This is a genomic window from Pseudoalteromonas sp. TP27 (assembly GCF_056470645.1).
In genome coordinates this window covers 406,790-426,476 of record NZ_JARDAK010000002.1, presented here as the reverse complement: position 1 = coordinate 426,476, position 19,687 = coordinate 406,790, and the positions used below count along the sequence as shown (strand labels likewise).

Annotated in this window: 18 protein-coding genes and 1 tRNA gene; 15 read left to right on the top strand and 4 right to left on the bottom strand. The window is 38.5% G+C overall.

What is annotated here, in order from left to right:
* The first annotated feature begins 27 nt into the window (after positions 1–27).
* The 5 genes from pstB to PX700_RS04240 all read left to right on the top strand — a co-directional run bounded on the left by pstB (position 28) and on the right by PX700_RS04240 (position 4,749).
* Positions 28–855: a phosphate ABC transporter ATP-binding protein PstB gene (gene pstB, locus PX700_RS04260; protein WP_166420445.1), complete on the top strand. Its 828-nt coding sequence runs from the start codon at positions 28–30 to the stop codon at positions 853–855.
* A 46-nt stretch (positions 856–901) separates the two neighbouring features.
* Positions 902–1,603, top strand: a complete 702-nt coding sequence (gene phoU, locus PX700_RS04255; RefSeq protein ID WP_166420446.1) for a phosphate signaling complex protein PhoU — start codon at positions 902–904, stop codon at positions 1,601–1,603.
* Positions 1,604–1,754: 151 nt separating this feature from the next.
* A complete protein-coding gene (locus PX700_RS04250; protein ID WP_166420447.1) occupies positions 1,755–2,432 on the top strand; it encodes a TIGR00153 family protein in 678 nt (225 codons plus the stop codon).
* 39 nt (positions 2,433–2,471) lie between these two features.
* Entirely contained in the window at positions 2,472–3,740 is a 1,269-nt protein-coding gene (locus PX700_RS04245; protein WP_479519954.1) for an inorganic phosphate transporter, read from the top strand.
* Positions 3,741–3,822: 82 nt separating this feature from the next.
* Positions 3,823–4,749, top strand: coding sequence for a hydrogen peroxide-inducible genes activator (locus PX700_RS04240; protein ID WP_479519953.1), 927 nt, complete (start codon positions 3,823–3,825; stop codon positions 4,747–4,749).
* Positions 4,750–4,779: 30 nt separating this feature from the next.
* Here the strand turns inward: PX700_RS04240 and PX700_RS04235 are convergent, their stop codons facing one another.
* Both PX700_RS04235 and PX700_RS04230 read right to left on the bottom strand, forming a co-directional pair.
* Complete coding sequence (locus tag PX700_RS04235; RefSeq protein ID WP_166420449.1) at positions 4,780–4,992, bottom strand: hypothetical protein; 213 nt, start codon at positions 4,990–4,992, stop codon at positions 4,780–4,782.
* Between the two features lie 189 nt (positions 4,993–5,181).
* Entirely contained in the window at positions 5,182–7,713 is a 2,532-nt protein-coding gene (locus PX700_RS04230; RefSeq protein WP_479519952.1) for a two-component system response regulator, read from the bottom strand.
* 187 nt (positions 7,714–7,900) lie between these two features.
* On the opposite strand from PX700_RS04230, the gene queA reads away from it, so the two are divergent.
* The 5 genes from queA (at position 7,901) to secF (ending at position 13,439) form a co-directional block, all read left to right on the top strand.
* On the top strand, positions 7,901–8,932 hold the full coding sequence (queA, locus tag PX700_RS04225) for a tRNA preQ1(34) S-adenosylmethionine ribosyltransferase-isomerase QueA (RefSeq protein WP_479519951.1): 1,032 nt from the start codon (positions 7,901–7,903) through the stop codon (positions 8,930–8,932).
* Between the two features lie 182 nt (positions 8,933–9,114).
* Positions 9,115–10,242, top strand: coding sequence for a tRNA guanosine(34) transglycosylase Tgt (gene tgt / locus PX700_RS04220; RefSeq protein ID WP_002957831.1), 1,128 nt, complete (start codon positions 9,115–9,117; stop codon positions 10,240–10,242).
* A gap of 25 nt (positions 10,243–10,267) precedes the next feature.
* Complete coding sequence (gene yajC, locus PX700_RS04215; protein WP_007586472.1) at positions 10,268–10,603, top strand: preprotein translocase subunit YajC; 336 nt, start codon at positions 10,268–10,270, stop codon at positions 10,601–10,603.
* Positions 10,604–10,622: 19 nt separating this feature from the next.
* A complete protein-coding gene (gene secD / locus PX700_RS04210) occupies positions 10,623–12,482 on the top strand; it encodes a protein translocase subunit SecD (RefSeq protein WP_479519950.1) in 1,860 nt (619 codons plus the stop codon).
* 9 nt (positions 12,483–12,491) lie between these two features.
* The gene (gene secF, locus PX700_RS04205; protein ID WP_479519949.1) at positions 12,492–13,439 is read left to right on the top strand and encodes a protein translocase subunit SecF; all 948 of its coding nucleotides are present in this window, start codon (positions 12,492–12,494) and stop codon (positions 13,437–13,439) included.
* Positions 13,440–14,117: 678 nt separating this feature from the next.
* Here the strand turns inward: secF and suhB are convergent.
* Complete coding sequence (gene suhB, locus PX700_RS04200) at positions 14,118–14,921, bottom strand: inositol-1-monophosphatase (protein WP_002957826.1); 804 nt, start codon at positions 14,919–14,921, stop codon at positions 14,118–14,120.
* A 256-nt stretch (positions 14,922–15,177) separates the two neighbouring features.
* On the opposite strand from suhB, the gene PX700_RS04195 reads away from it, so the two are divergent.
* Positions 15,178–15,594, top strand: a complete 417-nt coding sequence (locus PX700_RS04195) for a VOC family protein (RefSeq protein ID WP_479519948.1) — start codon at positions 15,178–15,180, stop codon at positions 15,592–15,594.
* A gap of 38 nt (positions 15,595–15,632) precedes the next feature.
* Here PX700_RS04195 and PX700_RS04190 read toward each other — a convergent pair whose 3' ends face one another.
* Complete coding sequence (locus PX700_RS04190; protein ID WP_166421655.1) at positions 15,633–16,295, bottom strand: LiaF domain-containing protein; 663 nt, start codon at positions 16,293–16,295, stop codon at positions 15,633–15,635.
* 328 nt (positions 16,296–16,623) lie between these two features.
* Here PX700_RS04190 and PX700_RS04185 point away from each other — a divergent pair, with 328 nt between their 5' ends.
* The 4 genes from PX700_RS04185 (at position 16,624) to PX700_RS04170 (ending at position 19,667) form a co-directional block, all read left to right on the top strand.
* Positions 16,624–17,190, top strand: coding sequence for a BON domain-containing protein (locus tag PX700_RS04185; RefSeq protein ID WP_479519947.1), 567 nt, complete (start codon positions 16,624–16,626; stop codon positions 17,188–17,190).
* Positions 17,191–17,263: 73 nt separating this feature from the next.
* Positions 17,264–17,422, top strand: coding sequence for a YqaE/Pmp3 family membrane protein (locus PX700_RS04180; RefSeq protein ID WP_166421653.1), 159 nt, complete (start codon positions 17,264–17,266; stop codon positions 17,420–17,422).
* Between the two features lie 996 nt (positions 17,423–18,418).
* Positions 18,419–18,495, top strand: a tRNA-Ile gene (locus PX700_RS04175).
* A gap of 203 nt (positions 18,496–18,698) precedes the next feature.
* The gene (locus tag PX700_RS04170) at positions 18,699–19,667 is read left to right on the top strand and encodes a hypothetical protein (protein WP_479519946.1); all 969 of its coding nucleotides are present in this window, start codon (positions 18,699–18,701) and stop codon (positions 19,665–19,667) included.
* Positions 19,668–19,687: the final 20 nt, after the last annotated feature.

The following is a 19,687-nucleotide window of genomic DNA, read 5'->3' as shown; positions in this document are numbered from 1 at the left end:
TTAGTAAAGATTTTATAGGTAATAAAAATGATTACAGTCGCTCCACGAGTAAACCAAGCTAATATAGGCCAGAAGTTAGACCTAGAAAACTTAACTGATGACCAAAAAGCGCTAGAGATTAAAGACCTCGATCTTTACTACGGTGATAAGCAAGCGCTTAATAAAGTAAATATGAACATTCCTAAAGGCCAAGTAACGGCGTTTATCGGACCATCGGGTTGTGGTAAATCAACATTACTGCGTTGTATTAATCGCATGAATGATTTGGTTGATATTTGCCGAATTGAAGGCGAAATATTACTTCATGGTCAAAATATTTACGATAAGAGCGTAGATGTCGCTGCACTTCGTCGTAATGTGGGCATGGTGTTTCAGCGTCCTAACCCATTTCCTAAATCAATTTATGAAAATGTAGTTTACGGCTTGCGTTTACAAGGCATTAAAGAGAAACGTAAATTAGACGAAGTGGTAGAGCAATCACTTCGTGGTGCTGCTTTGTGGGATGAAGTAAAAGATAGATTACACGATAGCGCATTTGGCCTATCGGGTGGTCAGCAACAGCGTTTAGTAATTGCTCGTTCAATTGCAATTGAACCAGAAGTACTTTTACTTGATGAACCTACATCGGCACTCGACCCTATTTCTACTTTGGTAATTGAAGAGCTAATAAACGATTTAAAAAACAAATTTACCGTTGTTATTGTTACACATAACATGCAACAAGCAGCGCGTGTATCTGATCAAACAGCCTTTATGTACATGGGCGAATTGATTGAATACTCAGACACAAATACCTTATTTACTACACCAAAAAAGAAAAAGACCGAAGACTACATTACCGGTCGTTACGGTTAATTAGCCCGTTATAGCGTGTTGCACAAGATTAAGAGAGAAGGTAACTATGGAACATAATATAAATAAGCATATTTCTGGGCGCTTTAACCAAGAACTAGAAAATGTACGTAATCATGTATTAAGCATGGGTGGATTAGTTGAGCAGCAATTAAATAGTGCGCTTGATGCGGTGAGTCGCAATGACGCTGAGCTTGCTCAAAAAGTACGTCAAAACGATTACAAAGTAAATGCGATGGAAGTCAGCATTGATGAAGAGTGTACGCGTATCATTGCTCGTCGTCAGCCTGCAGCAAGTGATTTACGTTTGGTGATTGCGATTGCTAAAACAATCGCCGATTTAGAGCGCATTGGCGATGAAGCAAAGCGAATTGCCAAAGTTGCACTAGACTCATTTACTAAGGATCAACAAGACCTATTAGTAAATATTGAGAATATGGGCCGCCAAGTTTTAAAAATGTTACACGACGTACTCGACGCATTTGCACGTATGGATGTACAGCGCGCATTTCAAGTACACAAAGAAGATGCAAAAGTTGACCGAGAATATGAAGCCATCACACGTCAAATAATGACCTATATGATGGAAGATCCGCGCTCAATCCCGAAAATTATGGACCTAGTTTGGTCCGTTCGCTCATTAGAGCGTATAGGAGATCGCTGTCAGAATATTGCTGAATACATTATTTATTTTGTGAATGGCAAAGATATTCGTCATACATCTCAAGAAGATATAGAAAAATCGCTATGATTTTTTTACCTGTTTTTATTTTTTATTAAAGCGGCTTAGTGCCGCTTTGTGTATTGCAAGCTTGAGTGAAGTAATAAAAAGCGTTCACAATCTTGGTTAATACTGTAAAATTCATGCTGCAAAGCATATCAATTTGATTAAAGGGTCAGTTATGCCTACAAACGCGTTTTTAGGAGTATTTGCAAAATCTCCTATCAAACCAATGGAAGAACACATCAAGAAGGTTCATCAAGCAAGTAAAGCCTTGATACCTTTTTTTAATCACGTATTTAAAGAAGAGTGGGTACAAGCAGAAGAGCTTCGCATCACTATTCGCAATTTAGAACGTGAAGCTGATGATATGAAAAGAGATATACGTTTACAATTACCACGTGGTTTATTCATGCCGGTAGAGCGTACAGATCTTCTCGAATTAGTAACCCAACAAGATAAGATTGCCAATAAAGCAAAAGATATTGCAGGACGAGTGATTGGTCGTGAAATGACTATTCCTAAAGTAATGCAAACTGACTTTCTAGCTTATTTAACGCGTTGCGTGGATGCAACTAAACAAGCATCTAAAGCAATTAACGAGTTAGAAGAATTGCTAGAAACCGGCTTTAAAGGTCGTGAAGTGACCTTAGTAGAAAAAATGCTAGTTGAATTGGATGCGATAGAACAAGACACGGATGAAATGCAGATAAAAGTACGCCGCCAGCTACGTGCAGTAGAGGGTGAGTTAAATCCAATTGATGTGATGTTTTTATACAAAATCATTGAATGGGTTGGCGAGCTTGCAGATATTGCAGAGCGCGTAGGATCACGTCTTGAGCTGATGTTAGCTCGTTAATTTAAAATCAGTTCAAACACGAAAGATTAAGGTTTTACAATGGATATCATTGCATCTTACGGCACGGTATTAATTTTAATTGCCGCAGCAGTCGGCTTTTTTATGGCTTATGGTATTGGCGCGAACGACGTAGCTAACGCCATGGGTACATCTGTAGGTTCAAAAGCACTAACAATCAAACAAGCTATTTTTATAGCGATGATTTTTGAATTTGCAGGCGCTTACTTAGCAGGTGGTGAGGTTACATCAACAATTCGTAAAGGAATTATTGATGCGGCACCATTTGCAGATATTCCGGAGCTTATGGTTCTGGGTATGATTTCGTCTTTATTTGCAGCGGGTGCTTGGTTATTAATGGCCTCGTTCTTAGGTTGGCCAGTATCAACGACTCACTCAATCATTGGTGCAATCATTGGTTTTGCGTTAGTTGCAGTAGGTACTGAGGCGATTCAATGGGATAAAGTAGGTGGTATTGTTGGTAGTTGGATTATAACGCCCGCCATATCAGGCTTTATTGCATACTTAATATTTATGAGTGCACAAAAACTCATTTTCAATACAGATGCACCACTAAAAAATGCTAAACGCTATGTACCACTTTATATGGGTTTAGCAGGTTTTATAATGGCCTTGGTTACAATTAAAAAAGGCTTAAAGCATGTTGGTGTTGATTTAGGTGCAGCCGAAGGGTATGCCCTTGCAATCGGAGTTGCAGTAGTTGTTGCTATTATTGGTAAAATTGCTATTTCTCGTTTAAACATCGATCCAAAGGCAGATAAACAAATGCAGTTCAACAATGTTGAAAAAGTGTTTGCTGTTCTAATGGTGCTAACAGCATGCTGTATGGCCTTTGCACATGGTTCTAACGACGTTGCTAATGCAATCGGTCCACTAGCAGCTGTTGTAAACATTGTTGAAAACAATGGTGAAATTGCTAAGAAAGCCGCTATTGCTTGGTGGATTCTACCTTTAGGTGGTTTTGGTATTGTTGCGGGTCTTGCTATTTTAGGCAAAAAAGTAATCAAAACGATAGGTGAAGGTATTACGCATTTAACACCTAGCCGTGGTTTTGCTGCTGAACTAGCTGCTGCTTCTACCGTTGTTATTGCCTCAGGTACTGGTATGCCAATCTCTACTACTCAAACCTTAGTAGGTGCGGTATTAGGTGTAGGTATGGCACGTGGAATTGGCGCGCTTAACATGGGTGTTATCAGAAACATCGTAGTTTCTTGGGTAATTACATTGCCAGTTGGCGCTGCCCTTGCTATTGTTATTTTCTACGTACTAAGAACCGCATTTGGGGTTTAATAAAAAAGTACTAAAAGACTTTTAGCTTGAAAAGATCTCAATGCCCTAGGTGTTGGGGTCTTTTTATTTGTGGAAAGAAAAAATGACCAATCTTCCAAGTATTAAACAGCTACAGTATTTATTAGCTGTTCATCAACATCAGCATTTTGGTAGAGCCGCTAGTGCCTGCTTTATCGGACAATCTACTTTAAGTAGTGCAATTCAAAACCTTGAAGAAACGTTGGGTTGCCAGCTTATCGAGCGCGAAAATCGCAGCCTTATGTTTACCAGCATTGGTGAAGAAGTTGTTGAGCGTTCTCGTAAAATAATTAACGATACAATTAGTTTAAAAGAGCTCACTAAAAGCTTTTTAACACCGCTAAATGGTAAGTTAACCGTGGGTGTTATACCTACAATCGCGAGCTTTATAGCTGCGCCGCTTTATCATTTTTGCAAAGAAACCTTTTGTGATTTAGAGCTGGTATTAATAGAAGATACGAGTGACAAACTGCTTGATAAACTTGAGCATGGCCATATTGATTTAGCGCTACTTGCACTGCCATACGAAACAGATAAGTTTCATACGCAAGTGCTGGCAAAAGATCACTTTAGCTTAGTGCATCATAAGGACTACAGCGCTGCCAAGGGCGTAGTAGACTTTAATTTGTTGCCAGAGGCTAGCGTATTCTTACTCGAGCGTGAGCACTGTATGACAGGCCATGCGCTCAGTGCATGTCACTTAAATCGTGCGAGTTGTATTAACCCATTTGAAGCAGCAAGCTTGCATACTTTATTGAGTATGGTTGAGCATCAGCTTGGGGTGACTTTTTTACCACAAATGGCGATTAACGCCGGTATTTTAGATAATAAAAATATGGTGGCCACACCATCACAAAGTGATGCATATAGAGATATTGGCATATTGTGGCGTAAAACTACGGGACGTATCCGCGACTTTAGGTTATTTAGTCAACAGCTTGAGGTGTTTTTAAAGCGGCAATGTAGTTTAGATTTTTCTAAAGCAGAATAATACGTGAACTAATAAGTTAGCTAAAGCAGTCTATAAAGGCTGCTTTTGATTTTGAAGGTGGCTTTCAAAAGGCTCAAGTTCGGGTAAAAATAGTAAATAAATCCACACCACCAAGTTAAAGTAAGGCACGCAGCCTAATACAGTAAAAACTTTAACTGGGTAGCCTTTAATATTCGCGTAGCGATAACACTGATACGCAATTGCAAAATGTATAATCAGTAACAATATAACTAGTTGTGTCATACCTTTCTCCTTAAAACTTAAATCGCTTTTAAACCCACTATAAATATCAGTACTACATCGATAAAAGGTAATGTCATGTTTTTAAAGTGAAATGCATTAAAAGGTACGACATTTTTGTTTGATACTGAAAGTATAGGCAAGAAAGGTAATATTGGTAGTAATAAAATGATTAAAATTGTTCAATTTTGTTTATTTTGAGCTAGCATGTTGTTGGTAAAACGTTTTATTTTTTGAAATTTTTTCAAGCTCATCTTTTACTTTTTCAACCGGTATTGGGCGTGCAATAAAATAGCCTTGTCCATAATCAACACCAATTTCTTTTAGAGCAAAAAATATCTCTTCGTTTTCAACGTACTCAGCGACTGAGCGCTTATCGAGCGATTGACTAATATCATTTATTGCTTTAACCAACGCTAGGTCAATGGGGTCGTTAAGCATATCGCTTACAAATGAGCCATCAATTTTTACATGTTGTGCTGGTAGCTGTTTTAAATAGTTAAACGTACTAAAGCCTGTTCCAAAATCATCAATAGAAAAATGACAGCCTAAGCGGTTAAGCTTTTCGATCATTTTACGAGTCGCTTTTAAATTGTTAATACTTGCAGATTCAGTTATCTCAAAAATTATCCGTGAAGCGGGCACGTTATACTTTTCAAGGTTAGATTCTATTAAGGGGAGTAAACGTTCATCTAAAAATGATTGTGCTGATAAATTAATAGCAACTTGATTTAACTCAGGGTGCTTAGACACGCAAGCAACGGCATTACGTATAACGCATTGATCCATCAAAAATGTATCGTTGAGCATTTCTAAAGAGGGAATAAACTGATTTGGGTATACAAGTTCACCTTTTAGTTTTAAGCGTAAGAGCGCTTCAAAGTAAGCAACTTTACACTCTTTAAAATCCCAAATAGGTTGGTAATGCAGCTCAATATTATCTTGCTGCAATGCTTGTCGAATTTCGTGACCCCATTCAAGCCCTGTTTGAAGCGTATTGTTTTGAGCATCTTCTTTTGAGTAGCAGTGTACTAAATTACGCCCTAGGTTTTTAGCAATATACAAAGCAATATCGGCTTGTTTTAAGCACTCATTAGGGTCATTGTTTTGTGTTGTAATTTGAGTTAAACCAATAGAGCAGCTAATTGTGTATATTTGATCTTCTGATTTAAAAGCATGTTTTTCTATCGCACTACACACACCTTCAGCAATGAGGTGGGCATCCAATAAATTCATATCAGTAAGTATGACTGCAAACTCATCACCGCCTATTCTGCACACTAGGTGATCGTCGCCAATATTTGCTTTAAATAATTTTGCCACTTCTTTTAATACTATATCGCCTTGGTGATGACCTTTACTGTCGTTTATTATTTTAAAGTGATCGAGATCGATATAAATAACAGCATGTTCAATACCATCATACGTGTATTTATCTTGGCATATTTTATTAAGCTGTTGGTCAAAGTAATAACGGTTGTGTAAACCCGTGAGTGGATCATGATGGGCTAAATGACGAAGTTGAAGTTCTGCTTGCTTTCGTTCGTGTATATTGTCGATAGTTGCGGTTATGGTCGCGTTATTACGGCTATTTTTTATTAGCTGTAATCTGCATTCGACCCAAATTAAGTTGCCATTTTTATGGGTGAGTTTTACTTCTATTTGTTGCTGCTGCTCGCCACCATGTAAAATGTCGTTAATAGTATAGTTTAGTCTTCCCTTATCTTCATTATTACAATAAGTACTTAGTGGGTTTTGTAGCGACGATTTAACACCAAAGCCACTTAAGGCTTCCCATGCAGGATTAATAAAACGAATATTACCTTGTTGATCAAGCTCTAAAACAACAGTATTTAAATGTAATAAAATGCGCTGATGAGCCGAAAATAGCTCTTTATAGCGTACTTCACTCACGCTTAGCTGTTCTACCTTGTATGCAAATTCAGCGTAACTCACCATAAAGTCTTCACGTCGTGCAGCGTGGTCACACACTTTATTTAAAAATGAAGGGTCGTATGGGGCTCTAATAAAGTCGGTAACGCCAGAAAGCAAAAGCTGTTCAGCATAATCAGCATCGTCACTTTCTATAATCGTAACAATAGCTTGTTTAGAGTTATGCTGAAAAATTTCTTCAACGAGTACACTTGAGCTCTCTGCACTTGATGTAGTGGCATCGAGCAGCACAATTGAAAACTGCTGTTGGTTATAAGCGTTAAGTGCTGCTTTAGCTGAGGTAACGTGAGTAATAGCAAAGTTTAACTTTAACTGTTCACTAATTCTGTCGGCCGTATTTTGAGCTGGCTCTAATAGTAATAAATTTAGTCGGCTGCTTTTTTCTAGGTGAGTAGATAAAACATTCGCAAGTACTTGAGGGAGCATGTCTTTATGCTCAAACGGCAATACAGCATCTATCCCATAGCTTCGGGCTGTTGTTTCGGCAATACGCTCACAGTAAATTGGCGGAATAAGTAAAATAGGAGTATTTTTTGGTGTTTTTAATAACCCTGAGCGGATCATCCTAGAAAAGCGCCAGCCGTCAATTTTTCCAACATTAATGCCCGTTATTATAATATCAACAGGGTGTTGTTTTAAAAGCTTTAAAGCTTGTTGGCTATCTTGCGCATCAATAAAGGTAAATACATTTAAGCTATCTAAAGTGGCCTTAATCGCGCGACGTTCAGCACTACTTGCGTTTAATATTAGCAATCTAAGCTGGTTTGGCACGTGTTGAACACCCCTAATGAAACTTATAATAATTCAGCCGAACAAGAATAATGATATTTAACCATAAGAACAAGAAAATTTAATGACAAACACGCAAACAAGATATTATAAGTTTGGCTGAATTCTTGAGCTTAATACCCGATACATATACACTTGGCGCGATTTTAAATGATGTGGATTACTAATTATGCGCGTGGCTGACTTTAGCTTTGACTTACCTGATGAATTAATAGCTCGATTTCCTAAAGCGGATAGAACCAGCAGCCGTTTACTTACTTTAGATGGCCCTAGTGGCAACATTGAACATAAAGTGTTTAGTGACGTGCTTGATTTAGTTAATGAAGGTGACTTACTCGTATTTAATAATACCCGAGTGATCCCTGCACGTATGTTTGGTCAAAAAGCCTCTGGCGGCAAAGTTGAAGTGCTTGTAGAGCGAGTGCTTGATGAACATCGAGTGCTAGCACATGTACGCGCGAGTAAATCGCTTAAAGTCGGTAACGAAGTTATTCTTGAAGGCAAAGCCAAGGCAATAATGGTTGCGCGCCATGATACCTTATTTGAGCTTGAGTTTGATCATAGCCAAAACGTGCTAGATACACTTAATGATATTGGCCACATGCCACTGCCTCCTTATATTGACCGACCAGATACTGAAGCTGACCGTGAGCGTTATCAAACTGTTTATGGTGAAAAACCCGGTGCAGTTGCTGCGCCAACAGCGGGCTTACATTTTGACGATAAGCTAATTAATGCACTGAAAGATAAAGGTGTAAACATGGCTTTTGTTACGTTGCACGTAGGTGCAGGTACTTTTCAGCCAGTACGAGTAGATAGTGTTGATGAGCATGTAATGCATTCAGAGTACATTGAGGTGCCTGATGACGTAGTGCAAGCCGTTGCACAAACCAAAGCAAATGGCGGGCGCGTAATTGCGGTTGGTACAACTTCAGTACGTTCATTAGAATCGGCGGCTAAAGTTCATGGCGGCAAATTAGATACGTATTTTGGTGATACTGATATATTTATTTTTCCGGGCTATCAGTTTAATGTTGTGGATGCCATGGTCACTAATTTTCACTTACCAGAATCAACTCTAATAATGTTAGTCAGCGCTTTTAGCGGACAAGACAATATTATGGGTGCATATAATACGGCAATTGACCAACAGTACCGCTTTTTTAGTTACGGTGATGCGATGTTTTTAACACGCAAGTAACAGCTTATTATTTATTACTCAGTAAATAATACTGAAAATCCCAGCGACAAAGCTGGGATTTTTGTTTACGTAATAAGCAAAACTGAATTTATCGCAGCTAATAGTATTAATGAGGCAAAAAGGGTAGAATCAGGCGGTTAAATTATAGCTTGTTGGACTGTTTTTCTGACATTGAGGATGATATGAAATTTGAATTAGATTGTACTGACGGAAAAGCGCGCCGCGGCCGCTTGATTTTTGACCGTGGTGTAATAGAAACACCTGCATTTATGCCTGTTGGTACTTACGGTACTGTAAAAGGTATGACGCCAGATGAAGTAAAAGCCACTGGTGCGCAAATATGTTTAGGTAATACCTTTCATTTAATGCTTCGTCCAGGTACTGAAATCATTAAGCAACATGGTGATTTACATGACTTTATGAATTGGGATTTCCCAATTTTAACTGACTCAGGCGGTTTCCAAGTATTTAGCTTAGGCGCAATGCGTAAAATCACTGAAGAAGGCGTATTATTTCAATCTCCGGTAAATGGTGATGAAATTATGATGTCGCCTGAAAAGTCGATGGAAGTACAACGCGACTTAGGCTCAGACATCGTTATGATTTTTGACGAGTGTACGCCATACCCTGCAACTGAAAAAGAAGCTAAAGATTCTATGGAGCTATCTCTTCGTTGGGCTAAACGCTCAAAAGAAGGGCATGGCGACAATCCATCTGCTTTGTTTGGTATTATTCAAGGTGGTATGTACCCAGAATTACGTGCACAATCACAAGCAGGTTTAGAAGAAATTGGCTTTGATGGTTATGCACTAGGTGGCCTATCAGTAGGCGAGCCTAAAAATGAAATGATGAATATTCTTGATCATTGTGCGTTTAAAATGCCAGAAGATAAACCACGTTACCTTATGGGTGTAGGCAAGCCAGAGGATTTAGTTGAGTCGGTTCGCCGTGGTATTGATATGTTTGACTGTGTTATGCCAACACGTAATGCGCGTAACGGCCATTTATTTATTACCACCGGTGTCGTTAAAATACGTAACGCAGTACATAAAACAGACACAGGGCCACTTGACCCTGAGTGTGATTGCCATACGTGTAAAAACTATTCACGCGCTTACTTGCATCACCTTGATAAATGTAACGAAATTTTAGGTGCGCGACTAAACACAATTCATAACTTACGTTACTATCAACGTGTTATGGAAGGTTTACGTAATGCAATTAGCGAAGGTAAATTAGAAGAATTTGTACAAGATTTTTATGCTCGCCGAGGCCAAGATGTGCCAGAGCTAGCAGATATAAAAAATTAAACTTTAAAATTAAAGAGGAAGTATCATGAGTTTATTTATTTCAAATGCACACGCAGCAGCCGGCCAACCAGCAGCAAGCGGTGGCTGGGAAATGCTAATAATGTTAGCTATTTTCGGTTTGGTTTTTTACTTTTTAATCTACCGCCCGCAAGCTAAGCGCGTTAAAGAGCACAAAAGCTTAATGAGTATGATGGCTAAAGGCGATGAAGTACTTACCCAAGGCGGTTTAGTGGGTAAAATTGTGAAGATTTCTGAAGAGAAAGATTTCATCGTTATCTCTTTAAACGAGCAAGCAGAAGTAACAGTACAAAAATCTGCAGTATCTGCAGTATTGCCAAAAGGCACAATGAAGTCGCTATAAAAATAATAAGGACGACCCCGTGTTAAACAAGTTTCCAGTTTGGAAGTATTTACTTGTTTTAGCTGTGGTAGCCATTGGCCTTTTATATGCCTCTCCAAACTTGTATGGTCGCGATCCGGCTATACAAGTTTCAGGTGCTAAAGGCGCTGATGTCGATCTCAGTGTTGTAGACAAAGTAAACGCAATCCTTGAAAAAAATAATGTAACCGCTAAATCGACAATACTTGAAGATGGGCAAATTTTAGTTCGTTTAAAAAATGTTGAAGAACAGCTTAAAGCGCATGACTTACTGCGTGATTCGCTGAGCGATGATTATATTTCTGCTATTAATATGGCACCTGCTCAACCAGCTTGGTTAAAAGCGGTTGGTGGTGATCCTATGAAGCTAGGTCTTGATTTAAGTGGTGGCGTACATTTCACCATGGAAATCGACATGGCAACAGCGGTTGATAATCAGCTTGAGCAAATGGAACAAGATTTCAGAAGCGATTTACGCGAAGAAAAACTACGTTATCGTAGTGTTCGCCGTGTAGCAGGCTCCGATCGTATGCGTGTAGAAATGCGTACCGAAGCAGATAAAGACGCAGCAGAGAGCTTCTTAGAAACTCGCTATCCGCTGAATGTCTATATTGACGACAGCAGTAACGATAAAGCATTTTTTGCGACAATGAGTGAGCAAAAACTCAAAGAAATTCGTGACTACGCTATCAAGCAAAATGAAACGATTATTCGTAACCGTATCAACCAAATTGGTGTTGCAGAACCTAACGTACAACGCCAAGGCGCTGAGCGTATTATTGTTCAACTACCAGGTATTCAAGACACAGCACGCGCTAAAGAGATTTTAGGCGCTACAGCAACGCTTGAATTTCGTGAAGTAGACGAAAATGCTGATGCAAGTGCTGCTGCTCAAGGTCGTATCCCAGCGGGTACTGAAATGATCATGAGCCGCGACGGTTACCCTGTTGTACTTAAAAAACGCATCATCCTAGAAGGCAGCCATATTACTGGCGCGCAATCTGGTGCAGATGAATACCAACGCCCGCAAGTAAGTATTACGCTTGATAGCAAAGGTGGGGCAAAAATGAATGCCTTTACCAAACGTGCTATTGGCAAACGTATGGCAACGGTATTTATTGAGTACAAGCCATCAGGTAAAAAAGATGCAGACGGTAAAGCGCTTCCACCTATTAAGGTAGAAGAAGTAATTAACGTAGCAACGATTCAAGCACGTCTTGATCGCTCGTTCCGTATTACAGGCATCGACAACCCAGCTGAAGCACATAATTTAAGCTTACTTCTTCGTGCAGGTGCGCTAGTAGCGCCAATTCAAATTGTTGAAGAGCGCACAGTAGGTCCAAGCTTAGGCCAAGAAAACATTGAAGCGGGTATGACTGCGGTTGCACTTGGTTTTGCGTTTGTACTTGTGTTCATGCTTGTGTACTACAAAGGCTTTGGTATGGTTGCAAACCTTGCGCTTGCGGCTAACTTAGTACTAATTGTAGGTGTTATGTCTTTAATTCCAGGCGCTACACTTACTCTGCCAGGTATTGCCGGTATTGTATTAACGGTAGGTATGGCGGTTGATGCTAACGTACTTATTTTTGAGCGTATCCGTGAAGAGCTGGCCGACGGCCGCAGCCCTCAACAAGCCATTCACTTTGGTTACGATAGCGCATTTAGCACCATATTTGATGCCAACATCACTACGCTAATTGCTGCCATTATACTGTTTGCAGTAGGTACCGGCCCAATAGCTGGCTTTGCAGTAACACTTGCGATTGGTATTTTAACTTCAATGTTTACAGCCATTGTTGGTACCCGTGCGGTAATCAACTTGTTCGTTGGTGGTAAACGTATTGATAAACTTTCGATTTAAGGAGCTGACATGCAAATTTTAAGTTTGGGTAGTAGAACCCTTCGTTTCATGTCTCTTCGTAAAGTGGCTATGGGTTTTTCGACGTTATTAATTTTAGCGTCGTTTGCATCAGTTTTTGTCAAAGGTCTAAATTTTGGTTTAGATTTTACCGGCGGTACTGCGGTAGAAGTTGGTTTTTCACAGCCAGCAGACCTTAAAAAAGTACGTGCTGCGCTAGCTGATAATGGTTTTGCTGATGCATCGGTACAACTATTTGGTTCTAGCCAAGAGATTTTAGTTCGTTTAGCACCACGTGGTAGTGATGTTAAAGCTGAAGTGATTGGTAACCAAGTAATTGATGCGCTTAAAAAAGCAGACGACAGCGTAGTAATGCGCCGTATTGAGTTTGTAGGCCCAAGTGTAGGTGAAGACTTAAAAGAGCAGGGTGGCCTTGCCATGTTAACTGCACTTATTTGTATCTTAATCTACGTTGCATTTCGTTTTGAATGGCGCTTTGCTGTGGGTGCGGTAGGTGCACTACTACACGACGTTATTATTACTGTGGGCTTGTTTTCGGTATTAGGTTTGGAGTTTGATTTAACAATATTAGCGGCAATTCTTGCGGTAATAGGTTACTCACTTAACGATACTATTGTTGTATCTGACCGTATTCGTGAAAACTTCCGTAAGGTACGCATTGACGACACTATCGAAATAATCGATATTTCACTTACGCAAACACTTAACCGTACACTTGTAACTTCAATCACGACTATTTTAGTATTGATTGCTTTGTTTGCATGGGGCGGACAAACCATTCATGGTTTTGCAACTGCATTACTATTTGGTGTGTTTATTGGTACTTATTCTTCTATTTATGTTGCCAGCTCTGTTGCCATAGCAATGGGCGTAAGCAAAGAAGATTTAATACCAGAAGTAATAGAAAAAGAAGGTGCAGACCAAGACGCTATGCCGTAATTGGATTTGTACTTAATAAAAACCGCTCTTATGAGCGGTTTTTTTATATCTGTAACTTAGGGCGTGTTGATCTTTGGTGGGTGAATTTGCAGCAGTATATTTGGTTTTTAGGCAAGGCGGAGCCTATGTAGTGTGGTTATTCCCCATGAATAGGCGATAACGCAGCATAAATACCAAACATGCGCTGCCCTTTGGGTTCTTTCTAGGGACGATTAACTCTTTGTTGCCTACAGGGATGTCGGTAAGGGGCGTGAGCAGGACGCGGAAGCTTTGCTCGGTTTTTACTTAGCCCACTAGGTTACAAACCTCGCGCCGCGATTTAATCGCCCCTAGATTGAACAAATTTCAATCCACAAAGATCAACATGCCCGAGTAAACCTAATTCAATAATGTTATTTATCGTTAGGAAAATCCATTGTGGCTGCCAGTATTGCCTAATAATAACTAATTTAGCTTTGTGCTTATGCCTTACTGTTAAAGTGCTTAAGGAGCTATACAGATAGCATAACTGGCGATCTAAAGTACTTTGTACCAACGTACTTATTTGTGGGGGATTATATTAGCGCTGTAATAGGTTATTAATTTAGTGCGGTTGGTATAGATAAAGATTATTAGTTTTAAAGGTTTATTTTAGGCACAAAAAAGGAGCCTAGGCTCCTTTTTTCATCATGCTATTTATTAGCGAAGTAACGACTCAGTTAATACTGGACGAATTTCGCGAATAATTGCTTGAGTCAGTTTTGGTGAACCACAGATGATATTGCCGCTGTGGTTATAGTTATTGCCACCAGCGAAATCTACAACCATACCGCCAGCTTCTTTAACCATAAGTTCGCCTGCTGCAGAGTTCCAAGGTTTTAAACCAATTTCAAAAAATCCATCAACACGACCAGCTGCAACGTATGCCATATCTAAAGCAGAACAACCTGCACGACGAATGTCTGCAGTGTGTACAAACAATGCTTTAAACGCTTCAGTGTATGCATCCATGTGGTTTTTATTTTTGAAAGGGAAACCTGTAGCAAGTACAGTGCCCGCAAGAACCGTAGTTTTGCTAACACGTAGACGTTTGCTGTTTAATTGAGTGCCTTGACCGCGAGAAGCAGTGAAAAGCTCACCACGAATTGGATCATAAATAACAGCTTGGTCTAAACGACCTTTAACTTTAAGTGCGATAGAAACCGCGTAATGAGGGATGCCTTTGATGAAGTTAGTTGTTCCATCGATAGGATCTACAATCCATTGGTAATCATCATCCTTGCCTTTATGCTCACCTAATTCTTCACCAACAATAGAGTGAGTAGGGTAAGACTGTAAAATAGTGTCACGAATTACGGCTTCGGCTTCTTTATCAATGTTAGTTACTAAGTCGTTAGCGCCTTTTTGTTGCACTTCAACTTTTGATAAATCTTCACTTGCGCGAAGTAAAATTTTGCCTGCGTTGCGCGCAGCGCGAACCGCAATGTTTAACATTGGATGCATGGTATTACCTTTGGGTTGTAAAAGAACGTTTATATATTTCAGCCGGCGTATTTTAGCGACTTTTGACATAAAGTAAACAATAAACCCTAAATACTTATGTTTGTTTTTTATACAAGATTGAAAAGTGTATATATTTTTTCAAGATAATAATTAAGTCAATAGGCCCTAATTAAATCGAATTAATTTTAAATAACTCTTTACCTAAAGTTAGCTTGAGGTTTTATCGTGCTCCTAACTTAATTGATAGGACAACATTATGTATTTAGAGCACGTAAACTTAGTCGCGAGTGATATAGATAGTATGCTTACATTTTACCAAGCTGTATTTCCGCATTGGTCAGTCAGAAGTGAGGGTAGAGGCGATTGGCACGGAAAACCAAGACGCTGGGTACACTTTGGAGATGACACGCATTACATTGCGATAAGCGACCATGGTGAAGGTGAAAACAGAAACCTATCGGGCCATCAAGTTGGTTTTGCACACTTTGCTTATGTGACTAATAACTTAAATGAGGTAGTGATACGCTTAAATAAAGCGGGTTTTGGGATAAGTAAGCAAGGTAGTGAGAACCCGTTTAGAAAAAATGTTTACTTTATTGATCCCGCCGGGTTTGAGGTGGAATTTGTAGAGTATTTAAGTGATATACCAAGCGAGCGAAATAACGATTTATAACAGGTTAAGCACCGCAAAGAGCGGTGCTTAAGTAAGCTTTATGAACGATTATTTCCAGCGCCCAATTGTGTTTTTAGCTCATTAGCAAAACTCATAAACTTTTCTTTAATAGTCCGTTTTATTTTTATTTCGACAGAGCCCATTACTGCCTTTCCTTCAATATGAATAGTCGGGCCTTGGCGCTTGTTAAGTGATACCGATTTATTTTCAAGGCTGCTTAATATACAAAACATTTTGGACACTACGTTTACATGCTCTGGTACATATATTTCATCGCTACCAAAAATACAGTTAACGTGAATAGTTACATTTTGATGCGCAAAAATGGCATCGGTAAAATCTAGCACCACCGATCCCATAAAATTACTGAGGTAAATGTTTTTTGGCACGACCCACTGCCCGCTGCGCTCGTTAGAGCCTAAAATACTGCGTAGTGTAAAGTCATCATCACTGTTTTGTTGTGCACTATAGTGTGGAGAAAATTGCGACTGTTTTTCTGCTTTATATTGCTGGTCTGTATTAAGTGTTAAATCCTCTACTAAGGCTAAAAGAGCTTCGTTGTTAGATGCATCCATCGCGTCATCTAAACGTCTCTCAAATGCATCAACTGAAATAACCCCATGACTGTAATTATAAATTAATTGATCAATCACCTGTTCGCGTACTTGCTCTATTGGACGGTCTTCAACTTTTACAGACATGAGATATTCCTTATTATATTTACTATTGATACTTATCTTAATGTTTAATTGCAAACCGCGTACCAAATATAATTACTTTAATTATCAATTGGTTATTTTTTAATGGTGTTTTTTTCTTTGTTATATTAACGATAGATTAACCAAAAGAGCAATTATCTAGCTATTTTCACTATTTGAGAAAGTTTTACCGAGTAGCCTGTAAATAGTTACACAGCTATAGTTAAAGCTTTATCATAAAAACCACCCAAGCTATTGAATTTCAAGGATAAGTAAACTTGGCCTAAAGCTCGCATAAGTTAAAGTGTCTTTAATCAAAAGGAGAAAGATTATGAAAACATTTAACAAATCTATTATCGCAGCTTTAGTTCTTGGTACTACGGCTATGGGTGCCCAAGCAAACAGCTGGGAAAACGAAAGTAAAGATGCTTGGATTGATGGTAAGGCAGAAACAGTTCTTCTTATGAACACTAATCTAAACAACTTTGACATTAACACTGATGTAAAAAATGGCAAGGTAGTACTTACAGGTAAAGTTAATAGCGAGCTTGATAAAGAGCTAGCAGAAGAACTTGTACTTAGCCTAGATGGCGTATCTGATGTTGAAAACAGCCTTACCGTTGTTAAAAGCATGGACACAAAAGATAGAAACAAAGACATGATGGACGATGATGATAACGACCTAACGGACGCTAAAATCACCACTGTAATTACAACTCGCTTCCTGTTTGATTCAGAAGTTGGTGGTACAGACATCGATGTTGATACCGATAACGGTATAGTGACTCTTAATGGCTCAGTAGAGTCTGAAGCTGAAAAGCAGCTAGCAGTTAAAATTGCTAAAAATGCTGAAGATGTTCGTGACGTAGTTGATAAGTTATCTATTGTTGCTGAATAACACAGTTATAGTTAAGGCCCAGTAAAGCTGGGCTTTACCCCTTTCTAATGCTTAATTTAAATGGAGTTTAGTCATGGATATTATCCGTATAATATTTTCGGTTTTATTACCGCCAGTGGGTGTATTTTTGCAAGTTGGCTTAGGTATGCATTTTTGGTTAAATATTTTATTAACACTGCTAGGTTATTTCCCAGGGTTAATACATGCAATCTACATTATTGCGAAAAAATAATGACAAGATTATATATTGTGTAAGCCGACTACAGAGGTTTAGCTTAATACTTCAGTACTGATCGGCTCACAATATCAGTTTTTAAAGTAAATATTTTTTATCAAAATCTAATTTTTAATTTACTTAAACTAGGTGATTTATTTCTTGTAACTCACTCCCAACATTCCCTCAACTACACCCATTGTTTACTAACAAGCTTTCCAACTAGCTGTAGCGCTCTGGTTTTGGTTTGATGCCATTTAGGAAATATTCAACATTAGTTTGTTTATATATCTACAATACGTGATTAATTACTCTATTATTTAGTGACAATATTACCATCACTTCTAAACCAAGTTTTTACACATATTGAGGTAGTTAATTGAATATCCGACTTATAATGTCAGGTGTTGTGTCATTCGTTTTTTATTTTAGAAAAGGTCGTCAACAAGTATAAGTCAAGTTATGTAACGCTTGCGTTTGTAACTCCTATTATTTGTATGTTTCATTCTAAAACACCACAAAACGTAGCAATACGACAAAGCTTTAATAATGCAATTAACTCCAGCGCCTCATATTTAAACAACAAAAAAATAGCTGGAGTGCTTTTTGCGCCTATAATTCCGATTATTGTTCAATCGAGCTTAGTAATTCTGGTGAATGTAATTAATCAGACACCTAATTTGGCACTTACAGTAGCCCCAAGCATATTTTTTATAGCCTTGTATGCCTATACATATATGTTAGCTTTACTTAAAAAGTAGAGCGTTAAATATAAAAGACTGATGTGGGAGGAAGGTTTTTATAATTTAATGCAGTGAATATCATAGAAAATATCTTACATTTTATGTTTATATCCGCATAAAAGATTACTATTTAAGCAGTTAGCTTACTGATTGTTAAAATAAAGGTGTTTGGTAGTGACAAGCACCTAAAAAGTTTTTATACTGCAACCCGCTTTAGTCGCTCTGTGACTGAACGCTTCAAAAATTAGCTGCCTAGCAGTTATATAAAGTTGGCCCCTTAGCTCAGTTGGTTAGAGCACACGACTCATAATCGTTAGGTCCCCAGTTCGAGTCTGGGAGGGGCCACCACTTTTACACGCTTTCCAAGTAAATACCTACTAACAGAAAATACCCTGTGCTACCTCTGTGCTACTTTTTATCATAGCAGGTGAATAGCTTATCTTGAATATTAAGTTTTAGTTTATGCTGATAACTCTAATATCAGCTGTGTTGCAAGTTGTATTTAGCTATACTGATTTCCTCTAACTAGAAAAATAAGTCATGGAGGATTGATGAAAACTTTTGAAATTGATCAAATAGTTAAGCCTGATATGTCTGATTACTTGATACATATGACAAGTGAAAAAAGCTTTAATAGCATTTTAAATTCAGGGAGGCATGAATCAGAAGGCCTCATAAATGCTTTAGTGCCTCAGGGAGCTAAAAAGTCTAGTTTCAATCATAAGATTGCCTGTTTCACTGAAACACCAGTTCACGCAATCGGTGCATTTATTGAGATTTCTAAAAGAAGAAGTTCTGAGAACATGGTTTATGGCATAGGGTTCAAAAAGGCATTTATGGTAGAAGAAGGAGTAAGGCCAACTGCCTATTTAGATAATACAACCTTAGGCAAGCTGCTTCAAATTAAAAGTTCAGAGAGCCTTTCCGTTAGCTCTAGGGAATTTATTGATTTGCTTGCTCCTTTTGTTCACCCCTTAGGGGAAAAGTCACAAAGACAAGGCTTTTCTTGGGAAAGAGAGTGGCGATATGTCGATGACATTGGCTTTCGATTTAATTACGATGATATCGAAGTTATATGCTGTCCAAGTGAATCTAAGAGTATGATTAAAATGAAGTTAGGGGAGTATTCAAGTAAGGTTAAATTCTTTGATACTTCCCTACAGTATCAAGAATTGACCGACTTTCTGTCATTTTCAAAAGAGAGAGATTCTATAGAGGCAGGGATATTCGATTCAGATGATAGGGACTTGATTGATGAATTTCTAAGTGGTTTCGATTTATATATAGAGCGGCTTACCCAGCATAAAGAATTTTTACTTCAATTAACTGCTCAAGTTAATACTGTTGAGAGTGAGTTAACGAAATTAAGAGAGTGGCAGGAAGAGTTAAAAGCTCATACAGCTGAATACTGTGGTCATTACTCTAAATATTTAATAAACAATAAACTCTTTGGAACAATTTGTCCTGATTGCAATGACTCCCTTAAACATGTTTGGGATAAGCAATATAAAGATGCATAAGAGAAATTTTTCTAAATAAG

What these genes read in the sequence shown, in the direction of transcription:
- pstB (WP_166420445.1), top strand. Translation starts at nt 28, where the DNA reads ATGATTACAGTCGCTCCACGAGTAAACCAAGCTAATATAGGCCAGAAG.
- phoU (WP_166420446.1), top strand. Translation starts at nt 902, where the DNA reads ATGGAACATAATATAAATAAGCATATTTCTGGGCGCTTTAACCAAGAA.
- PX700_RS04250 (WP_166420447.1), top strand. Translation starts at nt 1,755, where the DNA reads ATGCCTACAAACGCGTTTTTAGGAGTATTTGCAAAATCTCCTATCAAA.
- PX700_RS04245 (WP_479519954.1), top strand. Translation starts at nt 2,472, where the DNA reads ATGGATATCATTGCATCTTACGGCACGGTATTAATTTTAATTGCCGCA.
- PX700_RS04240 (WP_479519953.1), top strand. Translation starts at nt 3,823, where the DNA reads ATGACCAATCTTCCAAGTATTAAACAGCTACAGTATTTATTAGCTGTT.
- PX700_RS04235 (WP_166420449.1), bottom strand. Translation starts at nt 4,992, where the DNA reads ATGACACAACTAGTTATATTGTTACTGATTATACATTTTGCAATTGCG.
- queA (WP_479519951.1), top strand. Translation starts at nt 7,901, where the DNA reads ATGCGCGTGGCTGACTTTAGCTTTGACTTACCTGATGAATTAATAGCT.
- tgt (WP_002957831.1), top strand. Translation starts at nt 9,115, where the DNA reads ATGAAATTTGAATTAGATTGTACTGACGGAAAAGCGCGCCGCGGCCGC.
- yajC (WP_007586472.1), top strand. Translation starts at nt 10,268, where the DNA reads ATGAGTTTATTTATTTCAAATGCACACGCAGCAGCCGGCCAACCAGCA.
- secF (WP_479519949.1), top strand. Translation starts at nt 12,492, where the DNA reads ATGCAAATTTTAAGTTTGGGTAGTAGAACCCTTCGTTTCATGTCTCTT.
- suhB (WP_002957826.1), bottom strand. Translation starts at nt 14,921, where the DNA reads ATGCATCCAATGTTAAACATTGCGGTTCGCGCTGCGCGCAACGCAGGC.
- PX700_RS04195 (WP_479519948.1), top strand. Translation starts at nt 15,178, where the DNA reads ATGTATTTAGAGCACGTAAACTTAGTCGCGAGTGATATAGATAGTATG.
- PX700_RS04190 (WP_166421655.1), bottom strand. Translation starts at nt 16,295, where the DNA reads ATGTCTGTAAAAGTTGAAGACCGTCCAATAGAGCAAGTACGCGAACAG.
- PX700_RS04185 (WP_479519947.1), top strand. Translation starts at nt 16,624, where the DNA reads ATGAAAACATTTAACAAATCTATTATCGCAGCTTTAGTTCTTGGTACT.
- PX700_RS04180 (WP_166421653.1), top strand. Translation starts at nt 17,264, where the DNA reads ATGGATATTATCCGTATAATATTTTCGGTTTTATTACCGCCAGTGGGT.
- PX700_RS04170 (WP_479519946.1), top strand. Translation starts at nt 18,699, where the DNA reads ATGAAAACTTTTGAAATTGATCAAATAGTTAAGCCTGATATGTCTGAT.